Annotated in this window: 10 protein-coding genes; 6 read left to right on the top strand and 4 right to left on the bottom strand. The window is 67.4% G+C overall.

Translation table 11 applies throughout. The features are described from left to right. Positions 1-267 precede the first annotated feature (267 nt). The 4 genes from AB3X86_RS06950 (at position 268) to fumC (ending at position 6,242) form a co-directional block, all read left to right on the top strand. On the top strand, positions 268-1,683 hold the full coding sequence (locus tag AB3X86_RS06950; protein WP_368595369.1) for an MATE family efflux transporter: 1,416 nt from the start codon (positions 268-270) through the stop codon (positions 1,681-1,683). A gap of 336 nt (positions 1,684-2,019) precedes the next feature. Further along, positions 2,020-2,979, top strand: a complete 960-nt coding sequence (locus AB3X86_RS06955) for a bile acid:sodium symporter family protein (RefSeq protein ID WP_368595370.1) — start codon at positions 2,020-2,022, stop codon at positions 2,977-2,979. 128 nt (positions 2,980-3,107) lie between these two features. Beyond that, positions 3,108-4,829, top strand: a complete 1,722-nt coding sequence (locus tag AB3X86_RS06960; RefSeq protein ID WP_368595371.1) for a phospholipase D family protein — start codon at positions 3,108-3,110, stop codon at positions 4,827-4,829. 15 nt (positions 4,830-4,844) lie between these two features. Further along, positions 4,845-6,242 carry a class II fumarate hydratase gene (gene fumC / locus AB3X86_RS06965; RefSeq protein ID WP_368595372.1) on the top strand — a complete coding sequence of 466 codons (1,398 nt, stop codon included), beginning with the start codon at positions 4,845-4,847 and terminating at the stop codon, positions 6,240-6,242. Positions 6,243-6,306: 64 nt separating this feature from the next. On the opposite strand, the gene AB3X86_RS06970 is transcribed toward fumC, so the two are convergent. Both AB3X86_RS06970 and AB3X86_RS06975 read right to left on the bottom strand, forming a co-directional pair. Beyond that, positions 6,307-6,813: an acyl-CoA thioesterase gene (locus AB3X86_RS06970; protein ID WP_018433387.1), complete on the bottom strand. Its 507-nt coding sequence runs from the start codon at positions 6,811-6,813 to the stop codon at positions 6,307-6,309. 119 nt (positions 6,814-6,932) lie between these two features. Next, positions 6,933-7,091 (bottom strand): hypothetical protein, encoded by a 159-nt coding sequence (locus tag AB3X86_RS06975; protein WP_368595416.1) that lies wholly within the window; start codon positions 7,089-7,091, stop codon positions 6,933-6,935. Positions 7,092-7,257: 166 nt separating this feature from the next. Here AB3X86_RS06975 and AB3X86_RS06980 point away from each other — a divergent pair, with 166 nt between their 5' ends. Continuing rightward, a complete protein-coding gene (locus tag AB3X86_RS06980; protein WP_368595373.1) occupies positions 7,258-7,971 on the top strand; it encodes an ArsR/SmtB family transcription factor in 714 nt (237 codons plus the stop codon). Positions 7,972-8,142: 171 nt separating this feature from the next. Further along, complete coding sequence (locus AB3X86_RS06985) at positions 8,143-10,752, top strand: DUF6600 domain-containing protein (RefSeq protein ID WP_368595374.1); 2,610 nt, start codon at positions 8,143-8,145, stop codon at positions 10,750-10,752. Between the two features lie 104 nt (positions 10,753-10,856). Here AB3X86_RS06985 and AB3X86_RS06990 read toward each other — a convergent pair whose 3' ends face one another. Continuing rightward, a complete protein-coding gene (locus tag AB3X86_RS06990) occupies positions 10,857-11,828 on the bottom strand; it encodes a thymidylate synthase (RefSeq protein WP_368595375.1) in 972 nt (323 codons plus the stop codon). Positions 11,829-12,072: 244 nt separating this feature from the next. Further along, entirely contained in the window at positions 12,073-13,467 is a 1,395-nt protein-coding gene (locus tag AB3X86_RS06995) for a sigma 54-interacting transcriptional regulator (RefSeq protein ID WP_368595376.1), read from the bottom strand. Between the last annotated feature and the right edge of the window lie 13 nt (positions 13,468-13,480).

A 13,480-nucleotide genomic window follows, 5' to 3' on the forward strand; every position in this document is an offset into this window, starting at 1 on the left:
CGCACCGGAACTGTGCGTTGTCCATCGACATCGCCCGGGCGAGGCAATAAGCTGTCGGTTTCGACAGGTAAACGACGGACCGCGCCACGGGCGTGGAGTCGGCTGACCGGCTCGCCGCCGCGCCGCGGAATTTCTCCGCCCGCTGCCCCGCCGCTCCATCGCCCGTCGGAGCGCAGCGCGATGCAATGCGGCACCGCTTGCGCCCGCCTCTCACTGTCGCCACTGCGGTTGCCGCCGCAGTTGCCAACTTTCGCCGCCAGGCATTCGATGACTCAACCCAGCTTCGCCCACGCGGCCAGCCGGCCGCCGACCCTATCCCGCCACGCGGCCGACACCGCGCGGCTCGCCGCGCCGCTCGCGATCGCGCAACTGTCGCAGATGGCGATGAGCGTGACCGACACGATCCTGCTCGGCTCGCTGGGCCCCGACGCGCTCGCCGCCGGCGGCCTCGGCGCGAATCTATTTTTCGTGGTCGTCACGCTGCTGCAGGGCGTGCTGACCTCGGTCAGCGTCAGCGTCGCGCACGCGCGCGGCGCGCAGGACGACGGCCGCGTGCCGCATATCTACTGGACCGGTTTCCTGCTGTCGGTGCTGCTGGCGGTGCCGGCGTTCATTCTGTTGTCGTTCGCGTCGCACATCCTGCGCGCGTTCGGCGAGCCGGGCCTGCTCGCGCACAACGTCGGCCAATACGCGGCGGTGCTGCGCTGGGGCGCACCCGCGAGCCTGATCGGCGTCGGCCTGATGCGCTCGTTCCTGCCGGCGATCGGCGCGGCGCGGCGGCTGCTGTGGGTGTCGCTGGTGAGCGTCGGCGTGAACGGCTTTCTGAACTACGGGCTGATTCACGGCGCGTATGGGCTGCCGCGGCTCGGCTTTCTCGGCTCCGCGGCCGCGACCACGATCACCGTGTGGCTGACCGCGCTCGTGCTGATGGCGCTGCTGCATCTGCGGCCGCGCTTCCGGCATTTCGTCGTCGCGACGCGGCCGAAGCTGCCGCTGATGGGCGAGCTGTTCGGCATCGGTTGGCCGGTCGCGATCACCTACGGCGTCGAGTCGACGCTGTTCCTTGCCACCGGCCTGATGGTCGGCCTGCTCGGCGAATCGCAACTGGCCGCGCATCAGATCGCGCTGAACGTCGCGTCGGTCGCGTTCATGGTGCCGCTGTCGATCGGCCAGGCGGCCAATGTGCGGGTCGGCTACTGGGCCGGCGCCGGTCAGCCGCTCGCCGCGCGCCACGCGGGCTTCGTCGCGCTCGCGCTCGGCGTCGGCTTCATGTCGATGTCGGGTCTCATGCTGATCGCCGCGCCGCATTGGATCGTCGGCCTGTATCTGCATCTCGACGATCCCGCCAACGCGCCGACCATCGCGCTCGCCAGTTCGCTGCTCGGCGTGGCGGCGATCTTCCAGGTCGTCGACGGGATGCAGGCGGTGGGCTCCGGCTGTCTGCGCGGCCTGAAGGACACCCGCATCCCGATGATCGCCGCCGCGTTCGGCTACTGGGTGATCGGCTTTCCGACCGGCTATCTGCTCGCGTTTCACGCCGGCCTCGGCGCGCGCGGCTTGTGGTGGGGGCTGGCGGCAGGCCTCGCGAGCGTCGCGCTGCTGATGACACTGCGTTTTCACAAGCTGAGCGGCCGGCAACCGCCGACGGTGGCATCAATCACACCGCCCGCGCGCTCGGTTTGAGCGGCGCAGCGGCAAGTCTCGCTCCTGAAGCACTCACTGTAAAAGGTAAAATGCCCGCCGCTGCACGCGAGCGCTAACCCGCGCTCACGCGCCAGGAACCGCACGACGGCGCGCCTCACCAAGGCAAAAGCCGGACTGGCGCCGCGGGAGCACCCACCATTGCCCGCGATGCGTGCGGCTTCGATTGGCCGCCCGTGTTTGCCGCGCTTTCGCCACGGCGCTTGCCGTAGCCGCTTCACCCGCTTCGGCGCGACGAATGCCGCAACGCCAGCCGACACCCGGCCGCGCCGCGGCCCCCGCTTTCTCGCGATACAACATAACCAAGGACCACCCGCCATGCTTGCCCGCGTCACCCGCCTGTTTCCGCTTTGGGCCGTGCTCGTCTCGGTCGTCGCGTACTTCTCGCCGGCCTCTTTTTCCGGCGTCGCGCCGCACGTCACCTCGCTCCTGACGATCATCATGCTGGCGATGGGCGTCACGCTGTCGGCCGGCGATTTCCTGCGCGTGTTCACGCGGCCCGCGCCGGTGATCGCCGGCATCGTGCTGCACTACCTCGTGATGCCGCTCGCCGCATGGGTCATCGCGAAGGCGCTGCGCATGCCGCCCGACCTGACCGCCGGCATGGTGCTGGTCGGCAGCGTTGCGAGCGGCACCGCGTCGAATGTGATGATTTATCTAGCGCGCGGCGACGTCGCGTTGTCGGTGACGATCAGCGCGCTGTCGACGCTCGTCGGCGTATTCGCGACGCCGCTGCTCACGCGCCTTTACGTCGATGCGTCGATCGCCGTCGATGTGCACGGCATGCTGGTGAGCATCCTGCAGATCGTCGCGCTGCCGATCGTCGTCGGTCTCGTCGTCAATCATCTGTTCGGCGAGCTGGTGCGCAAGATCGAACCGATCCTGCCGCTCGTGTCGATGGTCGCGATCGTGCTGATCATCGGCGCGGTGGTGGGCGGCACGCAGAAGAGCATCGCGTCGGTGGGCTTCCTCGTGATGGTCGGCGTCGTACTGCACAACGGCATCGGCCTGCTCGGCGGCTACTGGGGCGGCCGTCTGCTCGGGTTCGACGAAGCCGTCTGCCGGACGCTCGCGATCGAAGTCGGCATGCAGAACTCCGGCCTCGCCGCGACGCTCGGCAAGCTCTACTTCACGCCGATCGCCGCGCTGCCAGGCGCGCTGTTCTCTGTCTGGCACAACCTCTCGGGTTCGCTGCTCGCGGGCGTGTGGGCGGGCCGACCGGCGAAAGGCTCGACGCATCCCGATGGCGAGCGCGCGCTGCACGTCGAGCGCGTCTGATACAGCCTCCGCGCGCCGCGGTTTGCAGCAGGTGATCGATCACCGAACCGCGGCGCCCTCCCGACCAACGCGCGGCACTCCGCTGCGTTTGCCGACGTACGCGGAACCCGCGCCCCAATTCCCTTAGAATGATTTTCTCGACAGCGTGCACAGGCCTTCGCTGTCGCCACGCGAAAAGCTTGCAACAAGGGGAAAACAGCGTGCAGGGCCAATTCGAACAACATCGGCAGGCCGCGCGCCGCCGCTCGATAGTCAGCACAACGAGGCAAATCTTCCTGCTCTGTTGCGCGGCGGCATTTTTGACCGCCTGCGCGACGAAGCCGCCCGCCACCGCGTTCGACCGCCAGGTGACGCACGCGCTGCCGGCCACCGCCGATACGCCGCTGCGCGAAGCGCTTGCGCCGCTCGAGGCGAAGCATCCGGAGCAGTCGGGTTTCCGTGTGCTGGCGAACGGCACCGACGCGCTGCAAATGCGCATCGCACTTGCGCGCGCGGCGACCAAAACCCTCGACATGCAGTACTACATTGCCAACGAGGACACCACCGGCAAGCTGCTGCTCGGCGCCGCGTTATATGCGGCCGATCACGGCGTGCGGGTGCGCATGCTGGTCGATGACCTGAACTTCAAGGACATCGACCGCATCATGGCGGGCCTGGACACGCACGAGAACATCGAGATCCGCGTATTCAACCCGTTCGGCAGCGCGCAGGAAGGCTTGTTCGAGCGCACCGCGAACCTGTTCACGCAGATCGGCCACTTCACGCGCCGCATGCACAACAAGGCGATGATCGCGGACAACCAGCTGGCGATCGTCGGCGGTCGCAACCTGGGCGACGAGTACTTCAGCGCGAGTGAAACGCTGCAGTTCCGCGACCTCGACGTGCTCGCGGCGGGCCCGATCGTCGCCGACGTCTCCGCGAGTTTCGACGACTACTGGAACAGCGAACTCGCCTATCCGCTGCGTGCGCTGAACAAGCAGAAGTTCGACCAGAAGGAACTCGACCAGACGCGCGACGACCTGCGTCATCACTGGCGCACCAACGCCGATCCGTACAACGCGAAACCGCTGAACGCGACGCCGCTTGCCGCGCAGATCACGAGCGAGCAACTCGGCCTCACGTGGGCGGACGCGGAATTCAGGGTGGACCTGCCGGAGAAGATCGAGCATCCGTCGCCGGACTACGTGAGTCCGCCGCTCGCGCGGCTGCGCGAACTGATGCGCGACGCGCAGCACGATTTCCTGATCGTGTCGCCCTACTTCGTGCCGCACGCCGCGGGGGTGCAGGCGGCCAGCGAGCTCACGCATCGCGGCATCCGTATCGCGGTGCTGACCAACTCCCTCGCGGCCACCGACGCGGTCGCCGTGCAGGCCGGCTACAGTCCGTTCCGCGTGCCGCTGCTGAAGGCCGGCGTCGAGCTGTACGAATTCAGGCCGCGCCAGGAAACGCCGAACGTCGGGCTGGTCGGCTCGCGTTCGCGCGCGAGCCTGCATGCGAAGGCCTACGTGATCGACCACAAGATTCTCGTGATCGGCTCGATGAACCTCGATCCGCGCTCGGCCAATCTGAACACCGAGCTGGCGCTCGTGATCCACAGCCCCGAACTGGCGAATCAGGTCGCGAGAATCTTCGAGCGCGGGACCCAGCCGGAGCAGAGCTACCACGTAACGCTCGCCGACTCGGCGCAGCTCGCCTATCTGCGCTCGATCGGCGCGCCGCTCTCGCCGCTCGTCTGGACCGACGTCGAGAACGGCGAGACACGCACCTACATTTTCGATCCGCAGGCCGGTTTTTACCGGAATGTGCTAACCGGTCTATTCTCGTTATTGCCTGTCAACTCGGAACTTTGAGAAGCGGAGTCAACCATGACTGAAGACGTACGGATGGAGCGGGACACCTTCGGCGAAATCGCGGTGCCGAACGCTCGCCTGTGGGGCGCGCAGACGCAGCGCTCGCTGCAGAACTTCAAGATCTCGACGGAAAAGCAGTCGCCCGAACTGATCACCGCGCTCGCGGTAATCAAGCGCGCGGCCGCCGAAGTCAATCTCGGCCTCGGGGTGCTCGACGAGCAGAAGGCGCGCGCGATCATGCAAGCGGCCGACGAGATCATCGACGGCAAGCATCCGGGCGAATTTCCGCTCGCGGTCTGGCAGACCGGCTCGGGCACGCAGACCAACATGAACCTCAACGAGGTGATCGCGAACCGCGCGAGCGAGCTACTCGGCGGCGAGCGCGGCGAAGCGCGCAAGGTGCATCCGAACGATGACGTGAATCGCGGGCAGTCGTCGAACGACGTGTTTCCTACTGCGATGCACGTGGCCGCCGCGGACGCGATCGTCAAGCATCTGCTGCCCGCGCTGAAAAGGTTGCGCGATACGCTCGACGGCAAGGCGAAAGCGTTTACCGATATCGTCAAGATCGGCCGCACGCACCTGCAGGATGCGACGCCGCTCACGCTCGGCCAGGAATTCTCCGGCTATGTCGCGCAGCTCGAGCATGGCATCCGGCACGTCGAGTCGGCACTGCCGCACCTGTACGAGCTCGCACAGGGCGGCACCGCGGTCGGCACGGGCCTGAACGCGCATCCGAAGTTCGCCGACAGCGTCGCCGCCGCGATCGGCAAGCTGACCGGTTTGCCGTTCGTGTCGGCGCCGAACAAGTTCGAGGTAATGGCCGCGGCCGACGCGCTCGTCTTCGCGCACGGCGCGCTCAAAACGGTAGCGGCGAGCCTGAACAAGATCGCCAACGACATCCGCTGGCTCGCGAGCGGCCCGCGCTGCGGTCTCGGCGAGCTGTCGATCCCCGAAAACGAGCCGGGCAGCTCGATCATGCCGGGCAAGGTCAACCCGACCCAGTCCGAAGCGCTGACGATGCTGTGCGCGCAGGTGTTCGGCAATGACGTCGCGGTGAACATCGGCGGCGCGAGCGGCAACTTCGAGCTGAACGTGTTCCGGCCGATGATCGCGCACAACCTGCTGCAGTCGGTGCGCCTGCTCGCCGACGGCGCGCAGAGCTTCAACGACAACTGCGCGGTCGGCATCGAGCCGAATCACGAGCGCATCGATACCTTGCTGAACGAATCGCTGATGCTGGTGACGGCGCTCAATCCGCACATCGGCTACGACAAGGCCGCGGAGATCGCGAAAAGGGCGCACAAGGAAGGCACGACGCTGAAGGCGTCGGCACTGGCGCTCGGCTATGTCACCGAGCAGCAGTTCGACGAGTGGGTGCGACCGAACGATATGGTCGGACGCACGGCATGATAATCCGCGAGGCGGCGTGACGGAAGGCGCGCAAACGGGCGCGCCGCGCGCCGCCGCGCTGCGCTCAGATTTTCCCCTGCGCGACTTCTTCCGGCTTCAGCTCGACGATCGCGTCGAGCGCTTCCTTCACGTCCATCGCGTACTTGGCGAGGCGCTTCTGCTCCTCGGTCTCCGGCAAGAAGGCGGGCACCGGCACCGGATGGCCGTTCTCGTTGACGGCGACCATCACGACGAGACAGTCGGTGGTCTGCAGCAGTTCGCCGCCCTTCGGGTCGCCCGCGTGCACCGACACGTGGATGTGCATGCTGGTGCGGCCGGTGGCAACGACGCGCGCGCGCAGTTCGACCAGATTGCCGACGAGAATCGGCCGACGAAAACGGATATTGCCGACGCTGACCGTCACGCAATAGCGCCCCGACCATACCGCCGCGCATGCATAGGCGGTTTCGTCGATCCACTTCATCAGCGCGCCGCCGTGCACCTTGCCGCCGAAGTTGACTGAGGTCGGCTCGGCGAGAAAGCGGAAGGTGGTTTCCGAACGGTCCAGCGGTGCGGTGGGAACAGTGCTCATCTTGACTCCGGTCAATCGGATGCATTGAAAGGAGGCGATTATACGAGCGCAATATTGCGCGCGGCGCGGCGTCGCATGGAAGACGCGGCGCGCGGCACGCCGATGGGCCGGCGGGCGGCCTAGTTGTGAAAGGTGATCCCTTGGTCGATGGTGCCGTACATGCTGATGCTGCCGCTGCCGGCCGAGCCCGAGCCGGCTCCGCCCCCTGCGCAGGCGGTAAACAGCAGAACGGTCGCGGCGACGGCCAGAAGCGCTTTCATCACATCGAATTCCTGCAAGAACAGGCTTCGATTCTAGCCTGGCGGCACGAGACGGCGCGGGAATGCGGGCGAGCGTGACACGTCCGTCACATTGATTGTTCACGCAAAGCTGAAACATCGAATACCTGATGCGGGTAGAGTGGGAATCGTGGCGGCGCCCTTTGCGCCCTTCAGGAGATTCGCGATGACCGCCCCCCTATTAGACGACCAGAACCACTTCCCCGGCCTGAGCCGCATCGGCGCGCTACTCGCCGATCCCGGCCGCGCCGCGATGCTGTGGGCGCTGATGGACGGCAGCGCGCGCCCCGCGGGCGAACTGACGATGATCGCGGGGCTGTCGCCATCGGCGGCGAGCGCCCATCTCGGACGGCTTACCGACGGCGGGCTGCTCGCGCTCGAAGTGCGCGGCCGGCATCGCTATTTCCGCATCGCGTCGGCGGACATCGCCGCATCGATCGAAGCACTCGCGAACGTCGCGCAAGTCAGCGCGCCGCAGCGCTCCGTGCCGCGTCCGGCACGCACCGTGCCGCTGGAAATGCGCTTTGCGCGCACCTGCTACGACCACATGGCCGGCGAGCTGTCGGTGCGGATGTTCGAGCGCATGCTCGAGCGCGGGTTGCTGACGCAAGACGGCGCCTCGCTCGAAGCGACCGCGCAAGGCGCCGCCCGCTTCGCCGACTGGGGCATCGATCTCGCCGCGCAGAAGACCCGGCGGCGGCGCTTCGCGTGCACCTGCCTCGACTGGAGCATGCGCCGGCCGCATCTGGGCGGTGCGCTGGGCGCGGCGTTGCTCGACGCGTGGTCGGCGCATGGCTGGGTCGAGCGGACGGAGCGGCCGCGCGTGCTGCGCGTCACGCCGGCCGGCCATCAGCAATTCGATGCGTTTCTGGCCGCATAGACCGCTGAACCGGCTTTGCCGCGGAGCCGCGAGACCCGCGCGAGACCCGCGCGAGACCTTTTGTTACAGGCGAGCGAATCCACCTTACAAATGTGCGGGCCTTGAAACATAGGCGGCAGGTACAGTGACTGAACGGACCCGGCCGATTGCCGCGTCCGCCGGAGATCAGTCATGACACACGCCAAGCAACAAGTGCGGCAAGCGGGGATTCATCGCCGGACCAGCGGCTATACGCTGATCGCGGCCGCGGTCGTCGCGCTCGCCGCGCAAACCGCTCTCGCGCAGGAAGCGCCACCTGCGCCACCAGCCGCGGTAGCCGTCGGGTCGGGCGGCGAAGCGTCCGGGGGCGATCCGCCTGGGCGCATCGCGCGTCTGAACTACACGGCCGGGGCCGTGACCACCGAGCCCGCCGGCGCGACCGACTGGTCGTATGCTCAGATCAACCGGCCGCTGACGACCGGCGACCAGCTGTGGAACGACCAGAACGCCCGCTCCGAGCTGCACATCGGCTCGACCGCGGTGCGCCTCGGCCAGAACACGAGCCTCGACGTGCTCAACCTCGACGACTCAACCGCGCAACTGAAAGTCGCGCAAGGCACGCTGTCGACACGCGTGCGCGAACTCGCGCCGGGGTCGTCGTATGAAATCGACACGCCGAATCTTGCGCTCGGCGTGAACGGTCCCGGCGACTACCGCGTCGACGTCGCCCCCGACGGCAGCAGCACGACCGTCACCGTGCGCAGCGGCAGCGCGATCGCTTACGGCGACGGCGGCCAGGTGCCGATTGCGGCGGGTCAGCAGATCCGCTTTGCCGGCACCAACCTGCAGCAACTCGCCGACAACCGCGCGCCCGCCGCCGACGAGCTCGACCAATGGGCCGCCAGCCGCGACGCCACCGAAGACCGCTCGCTGTCGGCGCGCTACGTGTCGCGCGACATCCCCGGCTACCAGGATCTCGATGCCAACGGCACATGGCGCGAGACGCCGCAGTACGGCGCAGTGTGGGTGCCGAACGCGACGCCGGCCGGCTGGGCGCCGTATCACGACGGCCACTGGGTCTGGCAGGCGCCGTGGGGCTGGACCTGGGTCGACGACCAGCCTTGGGGCTTCGCGCCGTACCACTACGGCCGCTGGGCCGACATCGACGGCGCGTGGGCCTGGGTGCCCGGTCCGCTCGAAGCGGACGTGGCGCCGGCCTATGCGCCGGCGCTGGTCGCGTTCGTCGGTAATGACGACGGCGGCGCCGACTGGGGTGTCAACCTGGCGGTCGGCGGCGTGATCGCGGCGGGGGTCGCGTGGTTTCCGCTCGGGCCGGGCGAGCCGTGGCATCCGCATTGGGGCGGTCACGATCGCTGGAGCGCCGGCTATTACAACCGCGTGAACCGCGCGACGATCTACAACGACTACCACCGCAACGTGAACACGTACGTGAACTATCGCGTGCCGGGCTGTGTGACGGCCGTGCCGGCGACCGCGTTCGTGCACGGTCAGCCGGTCCGACGCTTCTCGCAGAAGGTCGACCCGGTGCGGTGGCGCAACGCGCGAATCAATCCGGGCGCACCGGGGATCGCGCCGGTGCGCGAAAGCTTCGGGTCGGATCTGCGGCGTGCGAACTATCGACCACCGGCGAGCGTCGTCGGTCGGCCGGTCGTCGCGACCCGCAATCCCGTCATGCCCGCCGCTTTCCACGACGAACTCGCGCAGCGCTTCGCGCAAAGCGGCGGCCGGGTGCCCGGCGGCGGCCAGCCGGTCGTGCGCACCTCGGTACCCGCGCATATGAGCGGTGCACCTGGCGCGCTGCCGATGGCGAACGTGCGGGTCGTGCAATCGCATGTGCCGGGACGTCCGCCGGGGATGGCGGCAGGTGCGCCTGGCATGCCTGGCGCAATGGGCGGCAACGCGCCGCATGGCGTCGAACAGGCCGGTCAGCGGCCCGGCGAAGCTGGCGCCGCGGTGCCGCGTGGCGAGGCGCCTGCGCAAGCGCGTGCGGGCATGCCGCCGCAGATGGTCGGCAACGGACGTCCGCCGCAGCCCGGCGAGAGCGGGCTCGTGGGCAATCTGGGCCGTCCGTCGAACGGTGTGCCGCGGCCACCGCAAGCAGTCGGCGGTAATCCAGCCGACGCGGCAGCGCACGCAGGGCAGCACGGCGCGCCGCAGGAATGGGGCGCGGTCGGCAGGTCTCAGCCCGCATGGACGCAGCCGCATCCGCCGATGGCGCAGCAGGCGCCGCGCATGGAACAGCCCGGCCACCTGCAACAGCCGGGCTTCGCGCCGCAGTCCGGTGTGCCGCATCCGCCGGAAAACCTGGCCGTGCAGCAACAGGCGCGTGGTTCGAACTGGCATCCGCCTGCGATGCAACAGGCGCCGCGCGCCGTCCCGCCGCAGCAACCGCGTGCCGAACCACAAATGCAGCAGGCGCAACAGCCGCATTTCGAACCGCGTCCGCAGCCGATGCCGCAAGCCCCTCGGCCCGAGCCGCAGTTGCAGCAGGCGCAGCAGCCGCATTTCGAGCCGCGTCCGCAGCCGATGCCGCAAGCTCCTCGGCCCCAGCCGCAATTCCAGCAGGCGCAGCAGCCGCATTTCGAGCCGCGTCCACAGCCGATGCCGGTGCCGCAAGCCCGGCCAGAGCCGCGTCCACAGATGCAGATGCAGATGCAGCAGCCACGCCCTGAACCGCGGCCCCAGCCGGTGCAGCAGCCACGCCCGCAACCCCAGCCGCAGCCGCAACACGTCGAGCAGCACCAGGGCGGCGGCAATCGCGACGACCATCACAGGAGCTGAGCAGGACACCTGCCGTTCCGGCAACGAAAAAGCCCCGCGATACACGCCATCGCGGGGCTTTTCTATATCGGGGGGCGAACGCTATCGCCCCGCTTCCACCGACATCAGATCGCCATCGGCGCCGTCAGCGGCTCGTGATGCTGATAGCCGATCAGCGAGAAATCCGCCGGCTCGATTTTCTCGAGCCATTCCGGCTCGTACACCCCGGTCTTCGCGTAGTCGGGCACGCGATCGGAAATCGCGAGCCGCGGACTCTCGTACGGCTCGCGCTTGAGTTGCTGATGCAGCATATCCAGCTGATTCTCGTAGATATGCGCGTCGCCGATGAAATAGCTGAACCAGCGCGGGGTATAGCCCGTCAGCCGTCCGACCAGGTGCAGCAGCGCCGCACCCTCGGTCAGATTGAACGGCGTGCCGAGCCCGACGTCGTTGCTGCGGATATACAGGCACAGCGAAATTTCGCGGCGCGTCACGTTCGGCAGGAACTGGTACAGCAGATGGCAAGCCGGCAGCGCGATCTGATCGAGCACGGCCGGATTCCAGGCATGGAACAGAATCCGTCGATCGGCGGGGTTCTGCATGATCGTGTCGAGACACTGGCGCAGTTGGTCGATCGCCTTGTAAAGCAATACCTTCGAGCGGCCATCTTCGTCGAACTGCGTGATCGCGCGAAAACCACGCGCCTGCGCGTCGGCCAGCTGCGCACCGGCGCTGGCGTCGAGCACCTTATAGGCCGGCCACTTGCGCCATTGCACGCCGTACACGTCACCGAGATCATCGGGGCCCTCGCGATACGGATTGGCGAGCCACTGCGCGTTCTGATTCGCGTTGTCGTCCCACACCTTGCAGCCGAGCTCGCGGAAATCCGCGGCGCTGCGCGAGGCACGCAGAAACCCGACCAGCTCGCCGATCGCCGACTTGAACGCGAGCTTTTTCGTCGTGACCGCGGGGAAGCCTTGCTGCAGATCGAAGCGCAGCATCGCACCGGGCATGCTGATGGTGCGAATGCCGGTGCGGTTTTCCTGCCACGTGCCGGTATCGAGAATCGTGCGGACGAGGTCCAGGTATTGTTTCATGCGGTTTCCTTCGACGCGGCGCGAACCCGATCAGGCGCGCTCACGGAATTGAGCAAAGCCCGATTCTAACAAGCGCGACCGGACGACGCCGAGGCGTGGCGCGCCGCATGGGAAATATCGAGGGGAATGTCAGGCGGGAAGGAAAACGACTCGGCACGCGATACACGAGCGGCTAAACCGTGCACGCAAAGTGCTTCGAGGCGACGCGCCAGACCTTCACAAGCCGCGTCGCCAGCCTCGCCGCTTACAGATGCTGCACCGACGCCGGCAAATCGCCGTGCGGCGCCGAGATCGGCTCGCCTTCCATATGGCGCATGCCGTGCGAGCACAGCAGCCGGTACAGCGTCACCCGCGAGATGCCGAGCTCCTGTGCCGCGTCTCCGAGCCGCCCGCGATGCCGCAGCAACGCAAGCTCGATCGCCTGACGTTCCGCCGCTTCGCGCGCCTGCGCGAGCGACACCGGCACGATCTCGACGTATTCGGCGAGTTCGAGGTCGCGCGCGGTGATTGCGCGTCCTTCCGACATCACGATCGCGCGCCGCACCCGGTTGATCAGCTCGCGCACGTTGCCGGGCCAGCCGTAGTTATGCAGCGCGGCGATCGCGTCGGGCGCGAAGCCACGCAGGCGGCGGCTCGCATCCTTCTTGAAACGTTCGAGCATGTGTCGCGCGAGCAGCTCGATGTCCTTGCCGCGCGCACGCAGCGGCGGCTCGTCGATCTGCAGCACGCAGAGGCGGTGATACAGGTCGGAACGGAAGCGTCCTTCGATCATCGCCGCGGTCATGTCCACGTGCGTCGCCGAAATGATGCGCACGTCGACATCGATCGCGGTATGTCCGCCGAGCCGCTCGACCTTGCGCTCCTGCAGGAAGCGCAACAGGCTCGCCTGGCTTTCGAGCGGCAGATCGCCGATTTCGTCGAGAAACAGCGTGCCGCCGTTGGCCGCTTCGACTCGGCCGATCTTGCGCTGGTTCGCGCCGGTGAACGCACCGCGCTCGTAGCCGAACAGTTCCGATTGCAGAAGATGCGGCGGAATCGCGCCGCAATTGATTGGCACGAACGGCGCGTTGCGCCGCGCCGAGCGTTCATGAATCGCGACCGCCGTCAGCTCCTTGCCGGTGCCCGATTCGCCGGAGATAAACACCGGCGCGTCGGTCATCGCGACTTTGCGGATCGAGCGGAACAGCGCGAGCATCGCGTCGCACGAGCCGACCATTTCGCCCTCGGCGCCTTGCAAACCGTCGTGCGGGGTCGCGTCGCTCAGCGAGATCATGCCGTACGCATGACCGACCGAGTCGACGATACGGTCGCCAGAAGACGGCACCGTCACGTAATCAAAACAGTAGTCGCGCACGAGCCGGCGCAACGCGGCGTCTTGCAGTTGGCCAGGCGCAGTGGCAGCGACCCAGCCGACGTTCGGCATGGTCAAACAGGATTCAAAAGCGGCGATTTCGTGCGGCTGGAAATCACTGGACAAATCGAGCAGGCCGCCAGCTGCCGAGCCGGTGCGCACTGCTCGGCGCGCATCGCGCGCCGATCCCACGACTTCCACATGCCAGCCACGCTGCATAAAACGCGTATTCAGTTCCGCGCTCGGGTCACGCGAAACGTAAATCAGTTGCCGCGCTGCGGGTTCCATTATTCAGATCCTC

It is taken from the genome of Paraburkholderia sp. BR14374 (genome assembly GCF_040948685.1).
Lineage (GTDB): Bacteria > Pseudomonadota > Gammaproteobacteria > Burkholderiales > Burkholderiaceae > Paraburkholderia > Paraburkholderia youngii.

Coding starts and splice junctions, on each gene's coding strand:
- AB3X86_RS06970 (WP_018433387.1), bottom strand. CDS start 6,813: ATGAGCACTGTTCCCACCGCACCGCTGGACCGTTCGGAAACCACCTTC.
- fumC (WP_368595372.1), top strand. CDS start 4,845: ATGACTGAAGACGTACGGATGGAGCGGGACACCTTCGGCGAAATCGCG.
- AB3X86_RS06990 (WP_368595375.1), bottom strand. CDS start 11,828: ATGAAACAATACCTGGACCTCGTCCGCACGATTCTCGATACCGGCACG.
- AB3X86_RS06995 (WP_368595376.1), bottom strand. CDS start 13,467: ATGGAACCCGCAGCGCGGCAACTGATTTACGTTTCGCGTGACCCGAGC.
- AB3X86_RS06960 (WP_368595371.1), top strand. CDS start 3,108: ATGATTTTCTCGACAGCGTGCACAGGCCTTCGCTGTCGCCACGCGAAA.
- AB3X86_RS06985 (WP_368595374.1), top strand. CDS start 8,143: ATGACACACGCCAAGCAACAAGTGCGGCAAGCGGGGATTCATCGCCGG.
- AB3X86_RS06950 (WP_368595369.1), top strand. CDS start 268: ATGACTCAACCCAGCTTCGCCCACGCGGCCAGCCGGCCGCCGACCCTA.
- AB3X86_RS06980 (WP_368595373.1), top strand. CDS start 7,258: ATGACCGCCCCCCTATTAGACGACCAGAACCACTTCCCCGGCCTGAGC.
- AB3X86_RS06955 (WP_368595370.1), top strand. CDS start 2,020: ATGCTTGCCCGCGTCACCCGCCTGTTTCCGCTTTGGGCCGTGCTCGTC.